The sequence below is a fragment of the Hymenobacter koreensis genome (genome assembly GCF_039541855.1).
Lineage (GTDB): Bacteria > Bacteroidota > Bacteroidia > Cytophagales > Hymenobacteraceae > Solirubrum > Solirubrum koreensis.
Genome location: NZ_BAABHA010000010.1, coordinates 635,268 through 660,436, shown reverse-complemented (window position 1 = coordinate 660,436; position 25,169 = coordinate 635,268). Strand labels below are relative to the sequence as shown.

The window sequence follows — 25,169 nt, the reverse complement described above, 5'->3', positions numbered from 1 at the left end:
AAGTTGCGGCAACAATTCCAGAATCACAAACAAAGTTTCGATTTTGAAAAGAATGTTTCAAACAAAGCAAAAAGCCGGAGCTACTAAGTCAGTAGATCCGGCTTAGTGTATGTAGTTGATTCTATTTTGAATGAGTCGCCGCGCGGTTTTTGATTAAGTCGCAAGCCAGGTATAGTGCCTCGCGGAACGAAGTGGGGTCGGCGGCAAACTTGCCGGCTAAACCGTAGGCGGTTCCGTGGTCGGGTGAGGTGCGGATGACCGGCAGACCGGCGGTGTAGTTCACACCGCGCTCGAATGCCAACGTCTTGAACGGTATCAGTCCTTGGTCGTGGTAGAGAGCCAACGTAGCATCGAATTGCTGGTACTGGCGGGTGCCGAAGAAACCGTCGGCGGGGTAGGGGCCGTAGACGAGGTGGGCTTCGTTGAGGAACTGCTGTATAACGGGTTGCACCAAGTCTTGCTCTTCGCGCCCCAGCAAACCGTTTTCGCCGGCGTGCGGATTCAGGCCCAGTACGGCCACACGAGGTTTGGCAATGCCGAAATCGTGGCGCAACGAGTGCAGCAGCATGCGCAGCTTGCCGCTGAGCACCTCGGGCGTAAGGCGGCTGGGTACGTCTTTCAGGGCTATATGGCCGGTGGCGGTGGCCACGCGCAACTCATCGGCTACCAGTAACATCAGGCTGTCGTTGTGCTGGCTGAAATGGTGGGCCAGGAATTCGGTGTGGCCGGGAAAGCTGAAGCCTTCGCCCTGGGTGTTGTCTTTGCTAATGGGCGCCGTTACGAGTCCATCGAGCAGGCCGGCTTTCATGTCGCGCACAGCGGCCAGCAGCGAGAGGCGCGCAGCGCGGCCCGAGGCTTCGTTGGGCTGGCCGGGCGTGAGCACGAAGTCCTCTTCATCCCAGCAGGTAACGGCGTTGATTTTGCCCTCCACGATGTCGCTGGCTTCGCGCACTTGGCGGTAGGCAATAGGCGCGTGCTGTTTGTCGTGCGGGAAATCTTCGAAGAGCGTGGCGGCGGTACCGTAGACCACAGGCGTGCAGAAGCGCAGCATGCGCGGGTCCTGCAGGGTTCGGTAAATGATTTCGGGACCGATACCGGCTAAGTCGCCGGTGGTTATGGCAATGCGGGGGAGCATGGGAGAAAAATTGAGCGAGGAGAGGCCCCAGTTTGAAAGGAACCAGAAAAGCTACCGGAGTATAAATTTTAAATACCAACGTGCTAACTATGTATAACACCGTTAGCAACGCCGGTCAACCACCCCCGTTGCCGCTTTAGCGGCAACATTCCCTCCTCGTCTGAGAAGGGGAGCTTTGTTCTTATTTACTGTTAGTGCGCGCAATCAGGAAATTGTAAATGAGTCGCACGGCGGTACCAGTGCCGTGTTTGCCGCGGTAGCTGTCGGGGGCGGTGAGGTAGGCGGGAGCGGCAATGTCGAGGTGAATCCACGGGTAGCCTTCGGTGAAGCGCTCTAGGAATTTGCCGGCCGAAATGGCGCCGGCTTCGGCTTTACCCAGGTTGTTGATGTCGGCAATGTCGCTTTTGATGTGCTCGGCGTACTCGTCCCAGAGGGGAAACTCCACGATGCGTTCATGAGTACGGCGGCCGGCTTGTGCTAAGGCCTGCATCACGTCTTCATCGGCAGTGCCCATGGCCACAATGCCTTCCTTACCGATAGCACGGGCGGCCGAGCCGGTGAGCGTGGCGGCATCTATCACGAGCTCGGGCTGGTATTTCTTGGCGAAACTCAGCGCGTCGGCCAAAATCAAACGGCCTTCGGCATCGGTATTCAGTACTTCCACCGTGAGGCCGCTGTGCATGGTAATAACGTCGCCGGGGGCGAAGGCATTGCCGCCGGGGCGGTTGTCGGTGGCCGGAATGAGGGCTACTACGTGCAGCGGTACGTTGTTTTTAGCCAGGGCGTACATCACGCCCACCATGGCAGCAGCGCCGGCCATGTCGCACTTCATGGTGTCCATGCCCGCGGGCGTGGGCTTTAGGCTAAGGCCACCGGTGTCGTATACTACACCCTTACCCACCAGCACATACGGCTTGGGGTTTTGGGCGCCCTCGGGCTTCCACTCCATTATAGTGAAAGTAGGAGGCTCGGGGCTGCCTTGGTTTACGGCCAGAAGGCCGCCCATGCGCAAGGACTCAATGTGGGCAAAATCGAGGGTTTCGGTGGTGAAGCCCGCCCGTTCACCGGCGGCAGACATCTGCTCGGCAAAGTCGGTGGCGGTGAGCTTGTTCTGCGGCATGTTCACCAAGTCGCGGGCGAGGGTTACGCCTTGCAAGAGGTTTTCCAACTGCTGAACGTCGGCCTCGGGTACGCCTACCAAGTGAACATGCTCCAGTTCAGCGGGCTTCTTCGATTTTTCGTCGGTTTTGTAGCCTTCAAACTGATAAGCCGTGAGGTACAGACCTTCGGCTAGGGGCAGGGCTCCGCTTTTATCGGAGGTCAGGTCCAAAATGTGCAGCGCCTTCACCTTGGCGGCCATGAGCTTGGCGTGCAGCTGGTGGCCGCTGCGGCGGAGCTGCTCGGCGGTGAGGTCGGCGGATTTCTTCTCGTTTGCCACCACCACATACAAGCGGTGCGTGTACAGGTTCACGGCGAAGAGCTTGTTTTCAGCGGCCAGCTGCTCGTCGGCGTACCGTTGGGCGGCTTCGGGCAGCATGGGGGCTTCGGGCGGCAGCGAGGTGGTGCCGGCGGGCAGAATCACAACGGTATCGGCGGGGCCCTGGGGCAGCGCGGTGGCAGGAGCGAGGTGGAGGGACATGGCTAGCGGAACTTGAGGCTGCAAGTTATCCGGTTATGCGTAACCGCCGCCGCTCGGCATTCGGCCGGGCGCTTTCGTACTTTTGAGCCCTAACCGAAACGCGAACCTTCCGTTCGCGCACTTGCCTGTGGACCGCGTCGCCCCCAAAAAACATCTTGGCCAGCACTTTCTGGCCGACCTCAACATTTCCCGCCGCATTGCTGAATCCTTGCGCCTGCCCGACGGCGTGCGCCACGTGCTGGAAGTAGGGCCCGGCATGGGCGTGCTCACGCAGTTTTTGCTAGAGCACACGGCCGAATACGAAACCACGGTGGTGGAAATCGACCGTGAGTCGGTGGCCTACCTACAGGTACACTTTCCAGGGCTTGACAACCGCATTTTGTCGGCTGACTTCCTGAAAATGGACATGGGCAAGCAGTTCGAAGGAAAGCCGCTGAGCGTTATCGGCAACTTTCCCTACAACATCAGCACCCAGATTTATTTCCGCATTCTGGCCCACCGCCAGCAGGTGCGTGAGTCGGTGGGCATGCTGCAAAAAGAGGTTGCCGAACGCATTGCAGCTGGCCCGGGCTCGAAAACTTACGGTATCCTGAGTGTGCTGGTGCAAGCGTGGTACGACGTGGAATTGCTGTTTTTAGTGTCGCCACACGTGTTTGTGCCGCCGCCCAAGGTGCAAAGCGCGGTGCTGCGCCTCACCCGCAACAAGGTAGAAAAACTGGAATGCGACGAAGATCTATTCTTTAAGGTGGTGAAGCAGGCTTTTTCGACGCGCCGCAAGACCATGCGCAATTGCATGAAAACGTTCGGCCTCTCGGCCGAAGTCACCGCCGACCCCATTTTCGATAAGCGCGCCGAACAGCTCAGCGTAGCCGATTTCGTGGGGCTGACCAATCTGGTTTCGGTGCAACGTGCTTTGCCCAGCCAGGAAGAATAGAGGGGTCTTGGAATGGCTCTAAACCATTTAATATAGCCCTTACGAGCAAGCAATAAGCCATGAGTATTTGCCTCGTTATCGACGAAATGCACCCCACGCTCAAGTCCTTGCTGAAGGCTGAAGGTGTGCAAATAGACTACGACCCCGATTTACTGCCCGCCGAAGTGCCAGCTGCTTTGGCCGAGAAGCCGTACGAAGGCCTCATCGTGCGAAGCAAAGTGCGCATAACCGCCGATCTGCTGCGCCAGGGCAAACACTTGCGCTACGTAGCCCGTGCCGGTGCCGGCATCGATAACATTGACATGCACGCGCTGGAAGCAGCCGGAATTACGCTGTTGAACGCGCCCGAAGGCAATTCCCAGGCCGTGGGCGAATTCACGGTTGGGTTATTACTGGCGCTGCTGCGCAAAGTAGCTTCTGCCGATGCCGAGGTACGTCGCCGTCAGTGGCAAAGGGAGGCCAATCGGGGTTACGAGCTAAGCGCCCGCACCGTGGGTATTCTGGGCTGCGGCCACATGGGCCAAAGTTTTGCCCGCTGCCTGCGCGGCTTCGGCTGCGAGGTACTGGGCCACGACAACAATCCACAGGTACAGTCTACCGAGTACCTGTCGGTGGTTTCGTTACAAGAGTTGCAGGAGCGGGCCGACGTGCTGAGTATTCACATTCCGTACAGCGCCGAAAACCATGCGTTTGTAAATGAGAAAGTGGTAAGCGGATTTCGGCAGCCGTTTTGGCTACTGAACACTGCTCGAGGCGAAGTGCTCGACCATGCCGCCCTAATAAAGGGCATGCAGCAAGGCCAAATACTGGGCGCGGCTCTCGACGTGCTCGAAAACGAACGATTAGGAGCCTTAAAGCCGGACCAACTAGCCCGACTTGAATTTCTGCAGGCGGCCCCAAACGTGCTGTTTACCCCGCACGTGGCAGGCTGGACGCACGAGTCGTACCAGCGCATAAACGAGGTGCTGGCCCGCAAGATAGGCGCGTTCTTGCGCGCTTAACCAAGCCTAAATTAGCAGCGACTGGACTCCTTTCATAGGCCCATGTGCTGGCGGTGGCTACCCGCCGACCTTGCGCACAGTCGTGGGTAGTTCGTATATTTGCTCTTGACCTGTTTGGGAGAACGGCCGGCACCCCCGGCCGTTCTCCTTGTTTTTTACCTGAATTGCTCACGCACCGTCATGGCTGTCAATTATTATACCCCCGAAGGCTTGCAGAGGCTCAAGGACGAACTGCAGGACCTCAAAATCCGCGGACGCGCCGAGGCTGCCGAGCAGCTGCGTGAGGCCCGCGACAAAGGCGACCTGAGTGAAAACGCGGAGTACGACGCCGCCAAAGAAGCCCAAGGCTTGCTGGAACTGAAGATTTCCAAGTTGGAGGAAGTTATCGGCAATGCCCGCCTCATCGACGACTCCAACCTGGATGCCACCAAGGTGCTCATTTTGAGCAAGGTGAAGCTTAAAAACCTGAAGAATAACGCTATTCTGGACTACCTGCTGGTGGCCGAGGAAGAAGCAAACCTAGCCGCAGGTAAGATTTCGGTGAAGTCGCCCATTGGCAAAGGATTGCTCGGCAAATCGGCTGGCGACGTGGCCGAAATTACTGTGCCCGCCGGCAAGCTGCACTTCGAAATCCTGGAAGTAAGCCGCTAGGCTGAAGTAACGAAATAGGACTTCCTATGTCATGCAAAAGGGCGAGGCCAGCGGCTTCGCCCTTTTGCTTTTTGCCCGTACTTTGGCCTGCCTGCGGCAGCGGTTCCCGCGGCTGTTACGTAGGTTAGCTTCTCACTATTTACCCTTGCACCGCATGGCTTCCATCTTTTCCCGCATCGTATCGGGCGAACTGCCCGCTTACAAGATTGCCGAAGACGACCGGCACCTGGCTTTTCTGGACATCACGCCGCTGGTGGAAGGACATACCTTGGTTATTCCGAAGCGCGAAGTCGATTACATTTTCGACTTGCCCGCCGACGAGCTGGCCGCGCTGCACCAGTTCGCGCAACGCGTAGCCAAGGGAGTAAAAGAAGCCGTGACGTGCAAGCGCATTGGGGTAGCCGTTATCGGCTTGGAAGTGCCGCACGCCCACATTCACCTGATTCCTATGAACCGGGTATCGGATATGAATTTCGCCAACCCCAAGATTAAGGTGAGCGAAAAGCGCATGCAAGAACTGGCCGATGCCATTGGCGGCGCTGTGCCGGCAGCATCGGGTAACTCCGCAAGCAGCAAGGAGCAGCCCAGCACCAGCAAAACGGGGCGCGAGACGACAAAGGCTACGGCGGGAGTTGAAGACGCCGCAACCGCCACGTTGCAGACGCTAACCCAAGGACTGACTTACATGAGCGAAACGGACTCGGCCCTGGAAGTGGTGGCTTATCCTGCGCCAGATGGCAACCTCACCAATGCGGAACTGCTGAAGCTTTTGGGCAAACCGGCCGGCACCAAAGTGGAAACCCAGGAACTGACCTATTTTTTGCGCAACCACACCGCCGACGACGGAGTGCTGGGGAACCCCGACTTGGCCAACCGTTTTAAAGGTTTGCAGATGTACCTCACGCAGGAACTAGAGGAAACACATGTGTACCGAGTAGGTGAGCAACCTGAGCTGGAGGTTTATGTGTTGGGTAAATCAACAGACAATCATTTGGTTGGCTTTAAAGTAACGATAGTAGAAACCTGAGAATAGGATAATAATCATTATATTGTGTATCTATTGTGCAATGTAAAACGTTTACATTACTGCACTTTTACATGCTTACTTTCGTTTCTGCTATTATGTATAAGCATATTGCCTTAAATGCTGGTTTACTTTTAGTCGCAGTTAGCAGCTGGGCCCAATCCCCGCCTGCAGCCCCCGCAGCTCCCGTGGTGGCCAGCACCAACCAGGGCGGACCGGCACCCACCAGCCTCGCCGAAATGGAAGCCTACATCCGAAGCCAGAGTGTGGGTGGTGAACTTGACTTCACTAAAATCCTGGCCTCGAAAAAGCAGACCACCTTTCTATACGGCGGTCAGATGCTGGACAAGAAAGAGTTGGCCATGTACATGTGGGGGGCCAAGGTGAAGGAACTGGGCGTGGCAACGGCCCAACAGGCCCAAGTGCTGTACGAAGACATCATTAAGAAACGCTTAACTGAATCCGAGAAAAAGTCGCTTGAAAGCAGCTTTGAGGTAACTGCCGAATAATGATTTAAGTGGTACGAGCCACCAACAGCGCGGCCCGCATTCCTAAACCTAGGAATGCGGGCCGCGCTGTTGGTGAGTGAGGTTAGCGAGTAGGGCCGTTGTCGATGCGGGCTTCCAGCTTTTCCTGCACGGCCGTGGGTATTTTGCTTAGTAAGTCCAGACCAGTGGCGCTTTCGATAGCGTCAACGGTGGTGCGGTAGCGGCTCCAGTCCGGCTCGATGCTGTTGTCGTTTGGTGTGTCAATAGCAATAATCCGAACGGGGCCGGTGGTTATGCGCTGCAAGTCGTTGTCGCCGTTAGGTAATACCACCAGAACTTTCCATATGCGTTTGGGCACGGTTACGCGGCCATTATCCAGGGTGGTGGCCGGTCCGTTCGCGCCGATGCCGCCCTTGCCGTAGCTGCCCATGAGCACGTACACCTCGTTGCCGGCGGCCACTAAGTCGCGGCTGTATTCTTCCAAATGATTCCAGGTACGCTGGTTGTTCATGGGCGCCTGCGGAATCATGTTGGTCATTAGAAACGTGGCCGAGTTGTCGTCGAGGTCGAAGGTGCGGTCGGCCGAGGGGCAGTTGTGGCCTTTGTCGAAACCCGAGCTGCTGTAGGAGTTGCGCGACACCTGGTACCAGCCGCGGGGCAGGGCGGGGTCGGGCCGAAAATCGTCTTGGCGTGGAGCGGCGCCCATCCAAGCTTTGCTTAAGTGCCAGAGCACCCAGTTGGGTATGCCCCGGTCGCGCGAGTAGCTGAGCGTGTATTGAGGCTTCGCCATGAGGTAATTGTTGGGCGAAGCATCGGGGTTAGAGGTAGCGCCGCTCGGGTTGCCCAGGGCCAACGGGTCGTCGCGTCGGGCTGTGCTGGGTGCTTGCGCGGGCATCGTTGGAACAACGGTCGGGGAGGGCGCAACAACTTTAGTTGGGCTGCCAGCAACCGGCGCCGCGCTGCCGCGGTAGGGCTCCACGCGGAAGTCGTCGAGGTTCAACCGGTCATCACCGCCATCCACTTTACGAATTTCGAAGCGCAGCGGGCCGGGGCGGTTTACGGTTACTTCTACGGGCAAACCGGCGCCTTCTACCTTGACTTCGGTGCCCACGGCCTGCCAGCTGCGGCCACGGTCGGCCGACAGCCATAGCTGCCAGCGCACGGCGCCATCCTGGCCGTAACTGGCGCTGAACACGCGTACCGAGCTGGCGCCGCCGGGCAAATCGAAGCGCATTTGGGCCCGGCCTTTGCCGCGCAGCCGCAACGATTTTGCTCCGTTTTTGCGGTCCTGATCAGCGGTGCCAATGAGGGCATCATCGAGCAGCCAAGCTCCGGATAGCAGTTTCTCCTCGGCTGCCGCGTAAGAGCCTTTGCTGCCGGCTTCAAAGGTTTCGAGCAACGGGCGGCCGGTCTGCTGCGCTGCTTCCGAGGTAGAAAGGGCAGGATCAGACGAGCTGACGGCTTCGTCGGAGGAACGCTGAAAGCAGGCCGCTAAGCCAGCTGTTAGCAGCAAACCAGAAAATAAAGGGGAGGTAACGAGGCGCATGACAAGGAAAATGGCGCGAATACTACGGCGCAGTAAATTAGGTGTAACGACCTCATTTATCAGCTTCGGCCGCAACCTAAGCAAAGCTATTGAGTCGGTGGCGCAGTGCGCAGTTGGTACCGGTCAGATAATCTGCCTTGCGGATCGGTATCGATGGTCGTTTGCGCCTACCTTGCCACCGTTATTTCTCTCACACGCCCTCTATGAATTCACTTTACTCCCGCTTGTTGCTGGGTTTTGCCGCCGCCCTGGTTATTACCGGTTGCCAATCAGCTTCGGATCAGCCCAAAGAGGCCGAGGCGACTCCCGATCAGGCTTTCGAGCAGTACAAAACCCGCTTCATCGACTCGTTGTGGTACTACAACCCCGGGTGGGCTTCTTCCCAGGGCTACCACCGCTACGATTCCATACTAGTGCTTCCCACACCCGGCCGACGGCGCATGGAAGACAAGGCCAACATTCGGCGGCAGCGCGAGTTGGCGGCGTTCAACCCCAGTGAGTTATCGGTGAATAACCAGACCGATTTCCGGCTCATGCTCAACCAGCTGCGCTCTGAGCGGTGGTACAACGATACGCTGCAAGCCTGGCAGTGGAACCCCGCGCAGTACAACGTGAGCGAAGCGGTAGCCGAAATTCTGAACGGCCGCTACCAACCCCTCGACCACCGGCTGCGCAGTATTTCCATGAAGATCAGCCGGGCGCCGGAGTTCTACGAAGCAGCCGAGGACAACCTGAAAAACCCCACCAAGGAGCACCTGGAACTGGCCATTCTGCAGAACCGCGGCGGCCTCGACGTATTCGGCAAGGCCCTGACCGATTCTTTGGAGCGTTCGGGCCTTTCGCCGCGGGAGAAAGAGGAGTTCCGCGGCCGCATTGCCACCACGCGCATGGCCATCGAGAACTACATCAAGTTCCTCGACAAAGACCTGCGCCCCCAGGCCAAACGCAGCTTCCGCATCGGCCCCGAGCTATTTCGCCAGAAGTTCGCCTACGATATCCAGTCCACCTACTCGGCCGACGAGGTGTACCGCAAGGCCCTGGCTAACAAACAGGCTTTACTGCGCGACATGACCGTGCGGGCCACGCGGCTCTGGCCCAAGTACTTCCCGCAGCAACCCATGCCCGCCGACACCATAACCCGCATTAAGCAGGTGATTGGCAAGCTGGCGGCCGTACACGCCACGCCAGCGGGTTTTGTGGATGCCGTACGCCAGCAAATTCCGCAGCTGGTGAAGTTTGTGAACGACAAAAACCTGCTGACCCAGGACCCCAGCAAGCCGCTGGTGGTGCGTGAAACCCCGCTATACATGCGCGGCAGCGGGGCCGGCGCTTCGGTTTCGGCCCCCGGGCCTTACGATAAATCGGCCGATACCTATTACAACGTGGAGCCGCTCACCGGCACACCCACCGCACAGGCCGAAAGCTATCTGCGCGAGTACAACCAATACACGCTGCAAATTCTCAATATTCACGAAGCCATTCCCGGCCACTACACGCAACTGGTGTACGCCAACACGTCGCCGAGCCTGATTAAAGCCGTGCTGGGCAACGGCGCCATGATTGAAGGCTGGGCTGTGTACGCCGAGCGCATGATGCTGGAAAACGGCTACGGTAACGGTTCCGACGAAATCTGGCTGATGTGGGACAAGTGGAACATGCGCGTTACGCTCAATACCATTCTCGACCACATGGTGCAAACCGGCTCCATTACCGAACCCCAAGCCGTGCAAATGCTCATGCGCGACGGGTTTCAGGAAGAAGCCGAAGCGCGAAACAAATGGCGGCGGGCCACGCTCAGCCAGGTGCAGCTCAGCAGCTACTTCACCGGCTACACCGAAATCTACGACCTGCGCGAAGAGCTAAAGAAAGATCAGGGGCAGAGCTTCAACCTTAAGGCCTTCCACGAGCAGTTCCTCAGCTACGGAAGCGCCCCGGTAAAGTACATTCGGCAAATGATGCTGAAAGCGAAGTAAACCTTACGAAACGCCCCGCTGGCTTAAACCGGCGGGGCGTTTTGCGTTACCAATGCTGTTTGCTGTTACCACCGATGCGTACAAAAAGCCCGCAACGGAACCTTTCTGGTCGCAAGAGCTTTTAGGCCACAGTTTGGCCCGATGTCCTTTTAGCTGATGGAAGTAATAAATACGAACGATGCCGGCCTGCGCCGTCTTGCCCACGAACACCTGAAGGTGTTTGCCAAGTTTACCTCCGACCACGACTGCGACGCCTGCGAGCAACTAGCCCCGCACATCAGCCGGTTTGCCCTCGATCCTACCTACGAAGGCATTGCGTTTCTGCGCCTCGACAGCGACCAGAACCCCGTGGCGCGCAAGCTCATGAACGAGCGTTCCGCTCCGTTCTTCGTCTCGTACTGCCAGGGCCGCATGTTGGAGTGCGACACCCTCACCAGCGAAGCCGAAGTGCGGGCGCAGCTAGACCGTCTGCGGGCGTTCGAGCCGGTAACGGTCAGGCATTAACAAGCCGCGCAACGCCGAGCAATTCTTCGGGGAAAATGCGGCTAGGCCTGTAGCTTCGCGGCGTGTTTTTCGTCCTTTCCAAAATTCTTGACGTGGCGCTGATGCCGGCTTTGTGGCTGGTGGCGGTGCTATTGGCCGCAGTGCTAGCCCGGGGCCCGCGCTGGCGCCGCCGTTGGCAGATGCTAGGGCTGGTTCTGGCATTCGTGCTTACGCAACTGAGCCTAAGTAACTGGGCCATGCGCGCCTGGGAGCGGCCAGCCGTACGCATCTCGCAGCTGCCGGCAGGTACGTTTGATGCGGCGGTGCTGCTGACGGGCATTACTGAGAACCGCCAGGCCCTGCGCGACCGGGTATACATCAACCGCGGCGCCGATCGTCTTTTGCACACGCTATGGCTTTACCGGGCCCGTAAAGTGCGGCGCATTATCATATCGGGAGGCTCGGGTGCGTTGAACCCCGACCCGCGTGCCCGGACCGAAGCGCGTGAACTGGCGGTGTTGCTGCGCCTAGCCGGGGTACCGGCTAAGGACATCTGGCTGGAAGAAAAAAGCCGAAATACCCGCGAAAACGCGCTGCAAACCCGGCAATTATTAAAAGACCACCCGGAAGTTCAGCGCCTGATTCTGGTTACATCCGCCTTTCACATGCGCCGCGCCGAAGGCTGTTTCCGCAAGGCCGGCCTGTCGGTTACCACTTTTCCGGCCAGCTACTACAGCGTGCTGCCCAGTGCCCTGTCGGCTTCGCAGCTGCTGCCAAATGCTGACGCCATGGTTAATTGGAGCGTGCTAATTCACGAAGTGGCTGGCTACGCTATTTACCGTGTGCTGGGGTATTGCTAGCAGCTTAAGTGCTGATCTATTAGGTTGTGCTCTGCCAAGCAATGCGTTGTCCATCAAACATTGCCGGTTTGAGTTCGGTCCTGGGACTTAGAGGCTATCCGAAAAAGCCAGAACGTCATGTCGAGCGCAGTCGAGACATCTCGCGTGCTGATGCTGGATAGCAACCTGCTTTTTCAGCGAAGATTTTACTGTCCGGCGAGATGCCTCGACTGCGCTCGACATGACGGCCTTGATTTGCTGCTGCTAGATTTGCCGTCCAGAGCCTTAGGCAACGGTTCAATACGCTGCAAAAGCAACGCGCTATTCCGCTTTTTTACGGGCGTCAAAGGGCTTGTCGCCGCCAATCCAGATGCTTTTCTGGTTGACGAATTCCCGGATTCCCAAGTGCGACAATTCCCGCCCGTATCCCGATTTCTTGATGCCGCCAAACGGCATTTCGGGCGAGGAAGCCACCAGCGCATTTACGAATACCGCCCCCGATTCCACTTGCCGCGCCACCCGTTCGCCGCGCTTCTCGTCGCGGGTCCATACGGCGCCGCCCAGCCCAAAGCGCGAATCGTTGGCTAGCTCGATGGCGTGCTGCTCGTCGCGGGCAATAAGAATAGAAGCCACCGGGCCGAATAGCTCCTCGTCGTAAGCCGGCATGCCGGGCTTCAGGTTACTGAGCATCATGGGCGCAAACCGCGCCGAGCCGGGCTCCGACTGGCCGCCGTACAATTCCACCTTGGCGCCGAGCTTAATGCTGTCCTGCACTTGCTTGGTAAGTTCGTCGGCAAGGTCGGGGCGGGCGAGGGGGCCGTACTGGGTGCCTTCGTCCATGGGGTCGCCGCCGCGCATAGCCAGCAGGTGGGTTTTCATCTGGCTGATGAATTCCTTGGCCACGGGCTTCTCCACAATGAAACGCTTGGCCGCAATGCAGCTTTGGCCGGCGTTAATCATGCGCGCTTGGGCAGCTGTTTTGGCAGCCAACTCCAGATCGGCATCGGCCAGCACAATAAAGGCATCGGAGCCGCCCAGTTCCAGCACGGTTTTCTTGATGTTGCGGCCCGCGGCGGCGCCCACGTGGCTGCCGGCGCCTTCGCTGCCGGTTAGGGTTACTGCCTGCACGCGGTCGTCCTCAATCAGCTTCTCCACGTCCTTCGATTCCAGCAGCAGTGTGCGGAACGCGGCGCGGGGCAGGCCGGCATCATGAAAAATGGTTTCCAGTGCCAACGCACACTGCGGCACGTTGGAAGCGTGCTTGAGCAATCCTACGTTGCCGGCCATAAGCGCCGGTGCCGCAAACCGAATGGCCTGCCAGAACGGAAAATTCCACGGCATTACGGCAAGCACCACGCCCAGCGGCTCGTGGGCAATAAAGCTGCGCCGGGCTTTGGTCTCAATGACTTGGTCGGCCAGCATGTGTTCGGCGTGCTCGGCGTAAAAGTCGCAGGTGAGGGCACATTTCTCCACTTCGCCGCGGCCGTCCTTAATAGGCTTGCCCATTTCCAAAGTCATCAGCCGGGCTAGCTCGTGCTGCCGCTCGCGCAGCAAAGCAGCTGCCCGGTGCAACACGCGGGAGCGTTCTTGAAACGAGGTGCGGCGCCATTCGCGGAAGGCTTTATCGGCCTGCGCCACCATGCGCTCGACCTGCGCAGGCGTGTGGGGCTTGAAGCGGCGCAGCACGCGGCCGGTGTATGGGTTAAACGACTCAATAGCCATGCAGAGAAACAGAACAGGGGTGGAGCTGGTAAAGTACGGGCCTTACGGGAGCATGGATATTACGCATCGTAATAACCTCCATCCGCAATATGCTGTTAAGGCTGCCAAGGCTCCACAGTGAAAATGCCGCGTTAAGGTGTATTTTTGGCCACCGCGCTACCTTACCATCTCCTGGAGCTGTTACTTTCACCACACCATTCCACGTGTCAAGCTTGTTAACTGAGCCGCAGCCCCCAGCTTCCGAAGAACAACTCGTGGCCCGATTACGGGCCCAAGACGAGTCCGCCATGACGGAGTTCTACGACAAATACTCTTCGGCGCTGTACGGCGTAATTTTGCGCATTGTGCGGCGCGAGGAAGAAGCCGAAGACGTGCTGCAGGAAAGTCTGGTCAAAATTTGGCACTCGTTTCACTCCTATGACCCCAGCAAAGGCCGTTTGTTTACGTGGGTGCTGAATGTGAGTAGAAATCTGGCCATTGATAAAATCCGGTCACGTCAGTACCGCGTAGGTAGTCGTAGCCAGTCTTTGGAAGACAGCCCGGCCGAACATACCCCCGCGGTAACCACGTTCCGGCCCGAGCACATTGGCTTGCAGGAAATGACGCGCCAGTTGAACCCGGACCAACAGCAAATCATTGATCTGTTGTATTTCGGCGGCTACACACAAAGTGAAGCCGCGGAGGAACTCAACTTGCCCCTAGGAACCGTGAAAACCCGCGCCCGCGCCGCTATCAAAGTACTTTCAAAACTGATCCGGTAGCCGTGAACATCGACGAATATATCGAATCAGGTCAGCTGGAGCTGTACGTGCTTCAGCAACTCAGCCCGGCCGAACACGCCGAGGCCGAGCAGCTGGCTGCTCAAAATCCGGAGGTGCGCGCCGAAATAGACCGCATCCGCCAAACGCTGGAAGGCTATGCCACTGCCCACGCCGTGCAGCCCCCCAACGCCATGCGCGAACGGGTTCTGGCCGGTTGGCAGCAAGCCATACGTACCCCGCAAGCTCAGGTTACGCCCCAAGCCACTGCCGCGCCGCTAACAGCTGCGCCAGCGCCCGAACCCCAAGCCCGCCCCGAAGCTGTGGTGCGCCCCATGCCCGTTGCTGAACCCACCGTAACGAGCAGTGGCGGCTGGTACCGTTGGCTGGCCGCCGCATCGGTAGCGTTACTGGTGCTGAGTGCCGGCGCCAACATGATTTTCTATAACCGCTGGCGCGATGCCGAGGCCAATTTACTGGCCGTGCAAAACGACCAGGCCCGCGTGGCCTCCACCATGCAGGTAATGGAAAAACGCCTTGGCGCCCGAAATCAGGAGCTGGCCGTACTGCGCAACGAGCAGTTTGCGCCCGTGGTGCTGAAAGGTGTAGCCGCCGCTCCCGGTGCCCGCGCCCGTGTGCTTTACAACCCATCGACGCAGGCCGTTTACCTCGACGTAAACAACCTGCCCGCCGCCCCCGCCGGCAAGCAGTACCAGTTGTGGGCCCTCGATAAAGGCAAGCCCGTGGACGCGGGCATGTTGGCTACCGAAACCGCTGCCGGCGACAGTTTGCAGCAAATGAAAAACATTGCCAGTGCGCAGGCCTTTGCCATTACGTTGGAAGATGCCGGCGGCCGCCCAACGCCTAACTTATCGGCCTTAACGGTAATGGGGCAGATATAACCACCCCGTAAACTCTATCTTTAAGCCTTCGTCAAGCCATTGACGAAGGCTTTTTTCTGTTTATGCACGGCACCATTTTCACACTGCTCAAGCGTTACGTTCAAACCCAATACGACCACAGCACCTGGGTAAAGTTGCTGGAGGTAAGCGGCCTGGAGTCAGGCGACTTCGACCACAAGCAGGTTTACCCCGACGAGCACATGTACGCGTTGGTGGGCGGGGCAGCCCGCATGACGGGAATTCCGGCCGAGGAACTCCAGGAGAAATTCGGCGAGTACCTGGTGCCCGACCTCCTGTACATGTACGGCAAGCTCCTGCAGCCCGAATGGCGTACTTTGGAAATGATAGAGCACACCGAGACTGTAATGCACAAGCGCGTGCGCGAAGAGCACCAGGAAAACGCCCCGCCCGTGCTGCACGTGAGCCGCATGGCCGCCAATGAAGTACTGATTGAGTATGTATCGAAACGGCGCATGGGGGCTTTGGCCGTGGGCATAGTGCGCGGATTGGCCGTGTATTTCGACGAGGCCGAGCAGATTGTGGTAGAACCCACGACCCGCGAAGACGGCCAGCACGTACAGATTCGGGTGCGCCGCCTGAGCTGAAGCAGCCCGCTTTTCCCTTGCAGCGCTGGGCAAACCGAACCAGCCCCACTTTCGTTTGTTGCCTTTACCTATGGAAAAAACCTACTACAACCCCGCAGACCTCGCCAAATTTGGCAACATCACGGAATGGCAAGCCGAGATGGGCAACAAGTTTTTCTCGTACTATGGCGCGGTCTTCAAAGAAGGAGCCTTGACGGAGCGCGAAAAAGCCCTTATTGCTCTGGCCGTGGCCCACGCCGTGCAGTGTCCGTACTGCATTGATGCTTACACCACCGACTCGCTGCAAAAGGGAGCCGACGAAGCCCAGATGATGGAAGCCGTACACGTTGCGGCCGCTATTAAAGGCGGAGCGGTATTAGTGCATGGCGTACAAATGATGAACAAGGCTAAAGACCTATCGATGTAGCGGGAGCAAGGCACCGATGATACCCATTAGGTGCCTGCACTGCCACTAAAGGTTCGTTCTTCTCCACTAAGTCAGTGGGAAAGGGTTAAGCCGATGCACCTTGTGGTTGGCGCGCTGTTTAGTGGTGGATGTTACGGTATAAACAATGAGGAAGTGGCTTTTATACGGTATAGGGTTGTTTTCCGCACTGCCCGGTTGCGGCCAGAATAAATCTGCGACCAACGTCGATTCGGGTTACGACCGGCTGTTGCGCACCTTGTACCGTAGCGAAGTGCCCACTATACAGCCGGCCGAACTGGTGGAACTGCGCCGCCGCACGCCCCGGCTCGTGGTGCTCGATACCCGCACACCGGCCGAGTACCAGGTAAGCCATTTGCAAGCCGCCAGGTTTGTCGATTACGACCAATTTGACCCCGCCACGCTGCGTGACGTGCCCCGCGACCAGCCAGTGGTAGTGTACTGTTCGGTGGGCGCGCGGAGCCAAACTATCGGTGAGAAGCTGCAAAAGCTGGGGTTTCGGGATGTGCGCAACCTCTACGGTGGCATCTTCCAGTGGGTGAACGAAGGCCAGCCCGTGTATGACGCGAAAGGGCCTACAAGCCGGGTGCATCCCTATTCGGCCCTGTGGGGTATCTGGCTGAAAAAGGGCGAAAAGGCCTATGAGTGAGGTCGTGGATGTGCGCAGCGCCCTGGCGAAATCCTGAGCTAGGCTTGGATAGCCAAGGGCAAATTCACTCTACTTGGGCTTTGCTTCTCGGCCGAAGGCTGCGGCTTTTAGTAGACGCGCTTCGCTACGCCAAATGGTTGTCTTGTATCGGCTTGGCAGGAGGCGCAATGTTTCCCGTCTCTCCTCGTCGGCGCCAGTCCAGCGCCATAACCAGCAGCACACCCAAGTACTCCAATGCTACCAAACGCAGGTCTTCGGTATAAGCCGGAGTGCGGTAGGCAGCGTAAGACAAAGCCGCCAAACTAGCCCACGCAGCCGGGTACCGCCAGCCGCTAAAGCAGCTCAGGGCTACCAGTGGCGCTAAATACCACGGGTGTACGGTAGTCGATAAGGCGTAATAGCCGGTGAAAAGCAGCAGCAAAGCCCCGGGCAAACCGGCCAGTGTAGGTCGGCGTTCCAGTGCCACGAAAACAAGGATGCCCAGTACCGCCAAACCCAGCAGCAGCGTGCCTATGTGGGCAATTTGGTTGTAGCCCGTCAGCCAGATACCCAGGGCTCGAAACAGGTAGTAGATACTGGCGTTGAATTCGAACGAGTGGAAATACAGATTCAGGCTGCTGCCGAAGTGTTGCACCAACTCCACCGATGCAAACGGCGTGAAAAGCAGCCCTAGCGTTAGCAACGTACCGGCTCCGAGCAACACGCAGGCTCGTAAACCCAGTCGCCGCAACAGCAAGGGCAACAGCAGCAATGGCGTAAGCTTAGCTGCTACGGCACCGCCCAGCACCACGGCGGCACCCACAACACGGTGCTGCACCAGCAGCCAGCACGTAAGCAGCAAGCCCGTAACAACCAACGCCTCGAAATGCAGGTTACCGGTGAGTTCTGCGACTACCATGGGATGCAGCAAATACCAGAACGCACGCTGAACTGGTAAGTGCCATTGAAGCAGTAACCGCAGCAACAGCCCGGCGGACGCTGCTTCCGCCAGCAGCAGCAGCCCACGCAGCACCAGCACGAAGCCGGTTTCAGAAGCCGGAAACAGCCAGGCCGCTACGCCAAACGCAGCCTGGGAAACGGGCGGATACAACGAATAGTAGCGCGGCGAATTCAACTGCTTGAACAGTGCAGGACTAAGTTCAGCGGGGCCCGTTAAAGCGCCACCACCCGCCCGGAACTCATCTGGACGGTGCTGGTAAGGGTTTTGACCGGTGGCTACCAGTAAACCATCCCACCGAAACCGGTGGTAATCGTCGGAAAGCCGGGGCATGGCGGGCAGCCAGATCAGGCGCAGCACCAACGCCAGCAGCAAGCCCGCGCGCAACGGCAGATTTCCGCGAAGCAAGACCAGGTACGCGGCAGTGCCCACGGCCAAAAGGCCGAGCAGCTGTACGGTTTGGCTGCGTTCGGTAGCGTAAGCCAGCAAACCTTGCGAGGCAACCAGCACTAATGCGGCCAGCGAGGCAAGTAAGAGATAATGCCGGCCCGGTTTCACGAGCGTCGGGCATGAGCCACCGAGTACCCCACCACTGCGCCGTAACCAATTACCAACAGTATATGAAAGGGCAGCAAACCAAAGTTGCCGAGACGGAAAGCCAGAAAAATGCCGAGCAGCGCGTAGCCAAGCAGCATGGCTTCCAGCAGGGTCATCAGGCCCAGGCCACCGGTGCGGTAGCGCCGCCGCACCCGACCGCGTTTGGCAGCTCCCAATTTAGGCGTGCGCACAAACTCGGAGGCGTAACCGGCCAGGCCCGATAACACGGCGCGGGTGTTGTGCAGCGCCAGGCCCATGGACACGGCCAGAAAAAGCAGGAAATGTGCTGCGAAGCCCAGTGGGGCGCCGCGCTTACCCCCGTTCCAGCGCCAGGAAGCGTGGTAATAGAAGGTAAGCGGTGCAAATCCCAGCAGGAACACCGAGGCCAGTTTAAACGCCGGCTGCAGATAGGCTTCGCTTTGGAGCACCACAATCGGTACGCTCAGCAAAGTCATCAGCAAAATGGCCACGAACACCGTGCTGTTGAGCAAATGAAAAGCCGCGTGGCGCTTGGTGGCACCTGTAACTGCTGGGTCGCGCAGTACCTGCCCAAGGTGTTTCCGGGCGGTTTCGGCCGCTCCTTTGGTCCATCGGTATTGCTGCGACTTAAGGGCATCCATTTGGTCGGGGAGTTCGGCGGGCGTTATAACGTGGGGCAGGTACACGAAGCGCCAATTGCGCAGCTGCGCGCGGTAGCTTAGGTCCAGGTCTTCGGTTAGGGTATCTGTGTGCCAGCCGCCGGCATCGGCTATGCAGGTGCGCCGCCACACGCCGCCGGTGCCATTGAAGTTGATGAAGTGGCTGCCTTGGGAACGGCCCACTTGCTCCACCAAAAAGTGTGCGTTCAGCCCGAAGGCCTGCAAGCGGGTAAGCAGTGATTCGCCTTCGTTCAGGTGGCCCCAGCGGGTTTGCACCACGCCCACCTCGGGTGAGGAAAAGTGCGGCAGGGTGCGCCGCAAAAAGTCGGCGTCGGGCACAAAATCGGCGTCGAAAATGGCAATGAACTCGCCGTTGGTTTCATTTAGGCCGTGCCGGAGGGCGCCGGCCTTGTAGCCTTCGCGGTTGGGGCGCCGCACGTGGTCGATGCAAACGCCCAGGGCGCGGTGGTGGGCAACGCGCGCAGCACCGAGTGCTACGCTTTCGTCGGTGGAATCGTCGAGCACCTGAATGTGCAGCCGCTCGCGCGGATAATCCAGGGCGGCGGCGGCGTCAATCACGCGCTCCACCACATTCAGCTCGTTATAAACCGGGAGCTGCACCGTTACCAGGGGCCATTCGGCAAGGAGCGGGGTAGGCAGAACGGGCTGCTGATGAGCGCGCTTTGCCAGGCGAGTGAGCTGCCATTGGGTGAGGCTAAAGCCCAGGATAAAGGTCAGGCACAACCCGTAAAGGACCAGAAGGAGAATTTCCAGTCCGATCATGAGCAGTAAGCAGAAGAATGTGGCAACGGAGGTAGGCGGCAGGTGAGGGGAAAAGCTACGCGGTGCGAGGCTAACCCAAAGGTCGGGTTTCGGTTTGGCTTCCGTTCCGAATTATAGGTAACGGAAGATGGTCCAGAGGATTTTGTACCCGGCCCCAAGAGTACCTTTCACGGTGCCCGATACTTTGGATATGCCAATGCGGCGCCGGTAGCGCACCGGTACCTCGGCGCAGCGCAAACCCTGTTTGGCGGCTTTCAGCTGCATTTCCACCGTCCAGCCGTACGTGGTATCGGCCATGTTCAGGCGCTGCAAGGCCGAGGCATTAATGGCTCGAAACGGCCCTAAATCGGTGAAATGTACTTTGTACAGGTGCCGAAGCAGCGTGGTAGCCAGCCAATTGCCAAAAATTTGCTGCGGCAGCATGGAGCCCGCTTCGCGTTGGCCCAGGGCCCGAGAGCCGATAACCAGATCGGCCTGCCCGTTAAGCAGCGGCTGTACCAGGTCAGGCAGCTGCTCGGGGTAATCGGAATAGTCACCGTCGAGAAATACGATAATGGCGGGCTGCTCGGCGGCTGGGCGGGCGTAGCAGTGCGCCATGCCTTTCAAGCAGGCCCAGCCATATCCCGGGCGGTTTTCGGTAAGTACCGTGGCGCCGGCGCCGCGGGCCACGGCGGCGGTGTCGTCGGTACAGGCATTGGCTACCACCAGAATGTCGCGCACCCAGCCCCTGGGAATTTCGGCCAGCACCCGGCTGATGCTCTGGGCTTCGTTGTGGGCCGGGATAATTACGTCGATCAGCGGAAGGGAAGCGGGCGGTGCAGCGGGCAGCATGAAAGGGAAAAACAGAACCGCAAAGGTGCGGAAGCTCCGCCAGAGGCGGTGCGAGGAAGCATAAAATCAGGACGAGCGGCGGCGGGCCACCAAGCGGTGCCACCGGCCGGCGCGGTTGCTGGCCAGGAGCTTGGCGTCTTCGGAAAGCAAAGCGTAAATACCAGCGCCAAACAGGGCCGCCGTTACGGCGCTGATTACCCAGAGCCAATTCACCGTCAGCATCATGTACACGTCGTAGGCTACCAGCAGGGCAGGAGGTATAGCGGCCAGCACCGCCGTTCGGCGTGTGGGATGTGGCTTTTCAAATACCAGGGCCGCCAGGTAGGCGCACAGCAACACGGTTTGGTGTACAGCTTCGCCCAGCCACGGCACCAGCAGCGACGACAGCCCGGCGTAACGCGACACCGCCCGCAGGACATACGCTACCGTAATGGCCTGGATAATGGCCAGCGGCAGAAACAGAACGGAACGATACGGAAGCCGAACCATAGAGGGAATCTGTGCAGTCGGGGGAGGGCCGCGAAACGTGCGGCGTTGCCCCAAGGTACCAGTTGGCGCCAAACTATTTTACCTTCTTATACTTGTTGCACCGTGGCACCTTACGCAGCCCGCCCGCCCGCGGATTTTTTGCCGCCGGTTTTTAACCGGGTGCGTATAGGGTTTCTTTCTTCCGACTTTCTTTCTGCTATGCTCCAGGTAGGCGACTCCGCTCCCGATTTTACCCTCAAAACCACTGCCGGCGAGACGTTTCGCCTGGCCGATCAGCGCGGCCGCAGCATTGTGCTCTACTTCTACCCCAAAGACGACACGCCCGGCTGCACCGCCCAAGCATGCTCGTTCCGCGACCAGTACGAGGAGTTTCAGGACCTTGGCGCAGAAGTAGTAGGCATCAGCTCCGACAGCGAAGCCTCGCACCAGAAGTTTACCCAGAAGCACCGCTTGCCTTTCCCACTGCTTGCCGACGAAGGCGGCCGCGTGCGCAAGCTCTATGAAGTACCACGCGCCCTGCTGGGCCTGTTGCCCGGTCGTGTAACCTACGTCATCGACCCCCAGGGCAAGGTGAGCTACATCTTTAACTCCATGAACCGCGCTACCGACCACGTGGCCGAAGCCAAGAAGGTACTGCGCGAAATGAACGTGGCGCCGGGCCAGTAGTTGGCTCTGCTGTAAACCGGCCTGCCAGTTCCATGCGGCTAAATTTTCCGAATCATCACCGCAATACTTTCCGCCAAACGCCGGAAGGCGGATTCGTTATTGTGTGCCGCTGGCGGTTGTGGTTTGTTCTGACGTGGCTGGTCCCGGGTTGGGTTTTCATGGTAATACACTTCCTTGGAGCTTACAGGATGCTGACTTCCGATTGGTCTGGGTTATTGCTTTTACTGGCTGTTTCGCCGGGAGTGGCCTTGATAGCATGCTTTTCAACGGTCACGGTTACCAACAAGCACGTGTGTTTTCGCCGCTTTGGTTGGGTTGGGCCAGCCATACGGGTTCCGTTGTCGGAAGTGGTGGTAGACCGCGTGGCAGTGCTTTCTCAAACGGTTCTATCCCAGCGCGACGCAGATGCCCGGCTTCACTTTGATTTTGGGGGAACGTACGACGGCCCGGTTGAGCACGCTTTGTTTGTTACCTACAAAGGCAAGGATCTAACACATTTTCTGGACGACGAATTTGCCTGGGAAGCTCTGCACCGGGGATTTAGTGCCTTACGCAGGCGGCAGCCACAAGCTAAAGCCTGAACAGGATGGCCGCACAGGAACAGCGTCCGTAAGAGAAAAGCTTACTTTTTCTGCCTGCCAATGCGTTGTCTTGTAGTTTTCCTGTGCTTGTTCTGGTGTAACGTTTGGGGCGCTCAGGCCCAGCAAACTACTCCATCCACCGCCCTTAACGCCACCCTCGACGGTTACCAGTACCCGCATCCGGTAAAATATCTGCCGTTGCGCCTCGAGGGCCAAGCCGTGCGCATGGCGTACATGGACGTGCCCGCCGGCGGTAAAGCTAACGGCCGCACCGTGGTGCTCCTGCACGGCAAAAACTTCTTCGGGGCTTATTGGCGGGGTACCGTTCAGGCGCTAACCGACGCCGGTTTCCGCGTGGTGGTACCCGATCAGGTGGGTTTCGGCAAGTCCGATAAGCCCGATATTCATTACTCGTTCCACTTGCTGGCCCGCAACACCAAGCGGCTGCTCGACACGCTGGGCGTTAAAAAAGCCGTGGTGGTAGGCCACAGTATGGGCGGCATGCTGGCTACGCGCTTCGCCATAGAGTACCCCGAAACCACCGAGCGGCTGGTGCTCGAAACCCCCATCGGCCTGGAGGATTACCGCCGCGGCGTGCCCTTTCAGAGCGTAGAGCAGGCCGAAGCTACCGTACGCAAAAGCACCGAGGAAAGCATTCGGAAATACCACGCTACCTATTACCCCAACGGCTACCCCAAAGCCCACGACGAGTGGCTGCTGCCCTTAGCCGCCCAAACCCGCCACGCGGATTTCCCCAAAGTAGCCCGCGCCAATGCCCTCACCTACGACATGATTTACCAGCAGCCCGTGGTATATGAGTTCGACCGCGTGCGTGCGCCTACCTTGCTGGTAATGGGGCAGCAGGACCGAACCGTGGTGGGCAAAGGCTTGGTGAAAGAGCCCAAAGTGCTGGCCACTTTAGGGCAGTACCCGGCGCTGGGCAAACGCACGGCCGCCGCTATTAAAGGGAGCAAGCTGGTGGCGCTGGAGAAAGCGGGCCACATTCCGCACCTGGAAGCGCCGGAGGTTTTCCACCGCGAGCTGCTGGCGTTTTTGCGGTAGAATTTATTTTCTATTGGGAAAGTTGGGCTTCAACCTGAGAATTGTAATTGTCACGAGCGCAGCCATTGCGTTTGAGGGCGGCCATGCAATCCGTTTCACGGCCCGCAAGTACTTTAAGCTTATGCGTAGTGGTCATGACAAGATCCGCAGTGAATCGGCGTGAATCAACTGGCTGCCTTGGTAGCGTCCTTCGCGTGGGCCGTTTTCCAGGTTCAGCACACCGCGGGGGCAAGCCGTGGAGCACATGCCGCAGCCCACGCACGACGCCCGGATGATTGGTTCGCCACGTTGGGCGTACTGCTTCACGTCGATGCCCATTTCGCACACGTTCGAGCAGTTACCGCACGAAATGCACTGCGCCCCGTTGGTGGTGATGCGAAAACGGGATAAGTGTTTCTGCAGCAACCCCAAGTAAGCCGCCATGGGGCACCCGAAACGGCACCACACGCGGCTGCCCAAAATGGGGTAAAATCCCACGCCAATAACGCCCGAAAACACGGCTCCGATAACGAAGCCGTAGAACTTGCCCAGGCTGTCAATAGGACTGATGTTGTTGAACAGCCCGATGCTGGAAGTCGAATCGGTAGTGAACCACGCGGGCAACACTCCGGCGGCCCCCAGCCACAGCACAGCGGTAACCAGTACTATCAAGGCCAGGATGGGGTATATCAGACGAACTTCCAGACGCCAGGCGGCCCGGCTTTTGTCGGAGAGGTGGCGGTACGGGTCGCCGGCAGTTTCGGCCAGGCCACCGCAGCCGCACACCCACGAGCAATACCAGCGTTTCCCAAAGAAGTACGTGAGTACGGGCGTGGCCACGAACGACATAACCGCGCCCCAAAAAACCATGAACACACCGAGGGCTTTGCCGTCGCGCACCAGGTAATCTACCGTGCCTGGAAACAGGTAGTCGTATTTCAGAGGCCAGAAGTAGCTGAAGTAGTACTCCGGTTTTTGCAAAGCCAGCAGCAATGCCGGAATCAGCCAAGCCAGCCCAAACTGAAAGAACATGACCGAAACCGTGCGAATGATTTGGTAGCGGGAATGGCGGTACTTGTACAGTGCCCGCACGCCCATCAGCAGCACGGCCAGCGTGTAAAAAGTGCCATACAAAAACCACTGGTCGGCCGGCCTCTGTCGCAGGCTTTGGCTCAGTCCATCGAGCGGGCGAACGAGGTTTTCGAGGTATTCGGGCCACCAGTACAGCACCACGTAAAAGCCCGTTAGCACCACGCCCGTTACCCAGGCCACCGCCCCGCGGCCGGTGCTACCGCGCACCCAAAGGTAATTCTGATGCACGCCGGCGGGGCGCTGCCCAAATTTGTAACGGCTCCAGCCCAGCGTGCCCGCGCTAACCAGCAAAACCCCGGCCCAAAAGGCGAGGTAATTGAAACTGGACGTGAGCCCGGCCACGGTTAAGGCCAGCAAGCCCACGGCAACAAGCGTCAGCCACAGGCGTTCCAGCCAGGGCGTGTCGGGTGGCGAATCGGCGAGGGCTAGGCTGGGGTAGAGGGATGCGGCGGGCATGGCGAAGGGAAGGGCAACGGAGCGGCGGGTAAGGCCTGTTAGTGGTGATGGTGGTGGTCCTCGTCGGGTTTGCCGAACAGGTTGGCCAACGACCCAACGATGTACAGGGCCGTCCAGCACACGTACAGCCAGTTAAAGCCATCGGGGCGGTCCTGGTTCAGCAACAGCAGCACCACATGCGCGGCGGCGCTCATAATGAGCCCGGTAACGGCAATGGTTTGCCAGGAATTAAGGGCGGCAGGTACGTAAAGTTTACGCAGATCGAGTTTGTCCATGGTAGCAAGT

Annotated in this window: 26 protein-coding genes; 16 read left to right on the top strand and 10 right to left on the bottom strand. The window is 58.7% G+C overall.

Going from position 1 to position 25,169, the window contains the following annotated elements; all coding sequences use genetic code 11:
• Nucleotides 1-121: 121 nt before the first annotated feature.
• Together pdxA and ABD903_RS16875 are read right to left on the bottom strand one after the other, a co-directional pair.
• Nucleotides 122-1,135, bottom strand: a complete 1,014-nt coding sequence (gene pdxA / locus ABD903_RS16880; RefSeq protein ID WP_345226236.1) for a 4-hydroxythreonine-4-phosphate dehydrogenase PdxA — start codon at nt 1,133-1,135, stop codon at nt 122-124.
• Between the two features lie 181 nt (nt 1,136-1,316).
• Nucleotides 1,317-2,774, bottom strand: a complete 1,458-nt coding sequence (locus tag ABD903_RS16875; RefSeq protein WP_345226234.1) for a leucyl aminopeptidase family protein — start codon at nt 2,772-2,774, stop codon at nt 1,317-1,319.
• A gap of 127 nt (nt 2,775-2,901) precedes the next feature.
• On the opposite strand from ABD903_RS16875, the gene rsmA reads away from it, so the two are divergent.
• The 5 genes from rsmA (at nt 2,902) to ABD903_RS16850 (ending at nt 6,893) form a co-directional block, all read left to right on the top strand.
• Nucleotides 2,902-3,708, top strand: coding sequence for a 16S rRNA (adenine(1518)-N(6)/adenine(1519)-N(6))-dimethyltransferase RsmA (gene rsmA / locus ABD903_RS16870; protein WP_345226232.1), 807 nt, complete (start codon nt 2,902-2,904; stop codon nt 3,706-3,708).
• 59 nt (nt 3,709-3,767) lie between these two features.
• Nucleotides 3,768-4,709, top strand: coding sequence for an NAD(P)-dependent oxidoreductase (locus tag ABD903_RS16865; protein WP_345226229.1), 942 nt, complete (start codon nt 3,768-3,770; stop codon nt 4,707-4,709).
• A 180-nt stretch (nt 4,710-4,889) separates the two neighbouring features.
• Nucleotides 4,890-5,360 (top strand): transcription elongation factor GreA, encoded by a 471-nt coding sequence (gene greA / locus ABD903_RS16860; protein WP_345226227.1) that lies wholly within the window; start codon nt 4,890-4,892, stop codon nt 5,358-5,360.
• 154 nt (nt 5,361-5,514) lie between these two features.
• Nucleotides 5,515-6,387, top strand: a complete 873-nt coding sequence (locus ABD903_RS16855) for a nuclease A inhibitor family protein (protein WP_345226226.1) — start codon at nt 5,515-5,517, stop codon at nt 6,385-6,387.
• Between the two features lie 95 nt (nt 6,388-6,482).
• A complete protein-coding gene (locus ABD903_RS16850; RefSeq protein WP_345226224.1) occupies nt 6,483-6,893 on the top strand; it encodes a hypothetical protein in 411 nt (136 codons plus the stop codon).
• A gap of 82 nt (nt 6,894-6,975) precedes the next feature.
• Here ABD903_RS16850 and ABD903_RS16845 read toward each other — a convergent pair whose 3' ends face one another.
• Complete coding sequence (locus ABD903_RS16845; protein ID WP_345226222.1) at nt 6,976-8,418, bottom strand: DNA/RNA non-specific endonuclease; 1,443 nt, start codon at nt 8,416-8,418, stop codon at nt 6,976-6,978.
• Nucleotides 8,419-8,621: 203 nt separating this feature from the next.
• Between ABD903_RS16845 and ABD903_RS16840 the strand changes: the two genes are divergently transcribed.
• The 3 genes from ABD903_RS16840 to ABD903_RS16830 all read left to right on the top strand — a co-directional run bounded on the left by ABD903_RS16840 (nt 8,622) and on the right by ABD903_RS16830 (nt 11,734).
• Complete coding sequence (locus ABD903_RS16840; protein WP_345226220.1) at nt 8,622-10,391, top strand: DUF885 domain-containing protein; 1,770 nt, start codon at nt 8,622-8,624, stop codon at nt 10,389-10,391.
• 156 nt (nt 10,392-10,547) lie between these two features.
• Complete coding sequence (locus ABD903_RS16835) at nt 10,548-10,895, top strand: YbbN family protein (protein WP_345226218.1); 348 nt, start codon at nt 10,548-10,550, stop codon at nt 10,893-10,895.
• Nucleotides 10,896-10,957: 62 nt separating this feature from the next.
• Nucleotides 10,958-11,734: a YdcF family protein gene (locus ABD903_RS16830; RefSeq protein WP_345226216.1), complete on the top strand. Its 777-nt coding sequence runs from the start codon at nt 10,958-10,960 to the stop codon at nt 11,732-11,734.
• 300 nt (nt 11,735-12,034) lie between these two features.
• On the opposite strand, the gene ABD903_RS16825 is transcribed toward ABD903_RS16830, so the two are convergent.
• A complete protein-coding gene (locus ABD903_RS16825) occupies nt 12,035-13,435 on the bottom strand; it encodes an NAD-dependent succinate-semialdehyde dehydrogenase (RefSeq protein WP_345226214.1) in 1,401 nt (466 codons plus the stop codon).
• A gap of 203 nt (nt 13,436-13,638) precedes the next feature.
• On the opposite strand from ABD903_RS16825, the gene ABD903_RS16820 reads away from it, so the two are divergent.
• The 5 genes from ABD903_RS16820 (at nt 13,639) to ABD903_RS16800 (ending at nt 16,773) form a co-directional block, all read left to right on the top strand.
• A complete protein-coding gene (locus ABD903_RS16820) occupies nt 13,639-14,196 on the top strand; it encodes an RNA polymerase sigma factor (RefSeq protein WP_345226212.1) in 558 nt (185 codons plus the stop codon).
• Nucleotides 14,197-14,198: 2 nt separating this feature from the next.
• The gene (locus ABD903_RS16815; protein ID WP_345226210.1) at nt 14,199-15,095 is read left to right on the top strand and encodes an anti-sigma factor; all 897 of its coding nucleotides are present in this window, start codon (nt 14,199-14,201) and stop codon (nt 15,093-15,095) included.
• Nucleotides 15,096-15,157: 62 nt separating this feature from the next.
• On the top strand, nt 15,158-15,700 hold the full coding sequence (locus ABD903_RS16810; RefSeq protein ID WP_345226208.1) for a heme NO-binding domain-containing protein: 543 nt from the start codon (nt 15,158-15,160) through the stop codon (nt 15,698-15,700).
• 70 nt (nt 15,701-15,770) lie between these two features.
• Nucleotides 15,771-16,106 carry an arsenosugar biosynthesis-associated peroxidase-like protein gene (locus ABD903_RS16805; protein WP_345226207.1) on the top strand — a complete coding sequence of 112 codons (336 nt, stop codon included), beginning with the start codon at nt 15,771-15,773 and terminating at the stop codon, nt 16,104-16,106.
• Nucleotides 16,107-16,251: 145 nt separating this feature from the next.
• Entirely contained in the window at nt 16,252-16,773 is a 522-nt protein-coding gene (locus ABD903_RS16800) for a rhodanese-like domain-containing protein (RefSeq protein WP_345226205.1), read from the top strand.
• A gap of 124 nt (nt 16,774-16,897) precedes the next feature.
• Here the strand turns inward: ABD903_RS16800 and ABD903_RS16795 are convergent, their stop codons facing one another.
• The 4 genes from ABD903_RS16795 to ABD903_RS16780 form a co-directional block, all read right to left on the bottom strand.
• Nucleotides 16,898-18,268, bottom strand: a complete 1,371-nt coding sequence (locus tag ABD903_RS16795) for an MptA/MptB family glycosyltransferase (protein ID WP_345226203.1) — start codon at nt 18,266-18,268, stop codon at nt 16,898-16,900.
• Nucleotides 18,265-19,728 carry a glycosyltransferase gene (locus ABD903_RS16790; RefSeq protein WP_345226202.1) on the bottom strand — a complete coding sequence of 488 codons (1,464 nt, stop codon included), beginning with the start codon at nt 19,726-19,728 and terminating at the stop codon, nt 18,265-18,267. Before ABD903_RS16790 ends, ABD903_RS16795 begins: the two co-directional genes overlap by 4 nt.
• Before the next feature lie 111 nt (nt 19,729-19,839).
• On the bottom strand, nt 19,840-20,559 hold the full coding sequence (locus tag ABD903_RS16785) for a glycosyltransferase family 2 protein (RefSeq protein WP_345226200.1): 720 nt from the start codon (nt 20,557-20,559) through the stop codon (nt 19,840-19,842).
• Between the two features lie 66 nt (nt 20,560-20,625).
• Nucleotides 20,626-21,048 carry a hypothetical protein gene (locus tag ABD903_RS16780; RefSeq protein WP_345226198.1) on the bottom strand — a complete coding sequence of 141 codons (423 nt, stop codon included), beginning with the start codon at nt 21,046-21,048 and terminating at the stop codon, nt 20,626-20,628.
• A 198-nt stretch (nt 21,049-21,246) separates the two neighbouring features.
• On the opposite strand from ABD903_RS16780, the gene ABD903_RS16775 reads away from it, so the two are divergent.
• From ABD903_RS16775 to ABD903_RS16765, 3 genes are all read left to right on the top strand, one after another.
• A complete protein-coding gene (locus ABD903_RS16775; RefSeq protein WP_345226196.1) occupies nt 21,247-21,714 on the top strand; it encodes a peroxiredoxin in 468 nt (155 codons plus the stop codon).
• A gap of 188 nt (nt 21,715-21,902) precedes the next feature.
• Nucleotides 21,903-22,295, top strand: a complete 393-nt coding sequence (locus tag ABD903_RS16770; RefSeq protein ID WP_345226195.1) for a hypothetical protein — start codon at nt 21,903-21,905, stop codon at nt 22,293-22,295.
• A 60-nt stretch (nt 22,296-22,355) separates the two neighbouring features.
• Nucleotides 22,356-23,357, top strand: coding sequence for an alpha/beta fold hydrolase (locus tag ABD903_RS16765; protein ID WP_345226193.1), 1,002 nt, complete (start codon nt 22,356-22,358; stop codon nt 23,355-23,357).
• A gap of 132 nt (nt 23,358-23,489) precedes the next feature.
• Here ABD903_RS16765 and ABD903_RS16760 read toward each other — a convergent pair whose 3' ends face one another.
• Nucleotides 23,490-24,884, bottom strand: a complete 1,395-nt coding sequence (locus ABD903_RS16760; RefSeq protein WP_345226191.1) for a 4Fe-4S binding protein — start codon at nt 24,882-24,884, stop codon at nt 23,490-23,492.
• 38 nt (nt 24,885-24,922) lie between these two features.
• Nucleotides 24,923-25,159, bottom strand: coding sequence for a hypothetical protein (locus tag ABD903_RS16755; protein WP_345226189.1), 237 nt, complete (start codon nt 25,157-25,159; stop codon nt 24,923-24,925).
• Between the last annotated feature and the right edge of the window lie 10 nt (nt 25,160-25,169).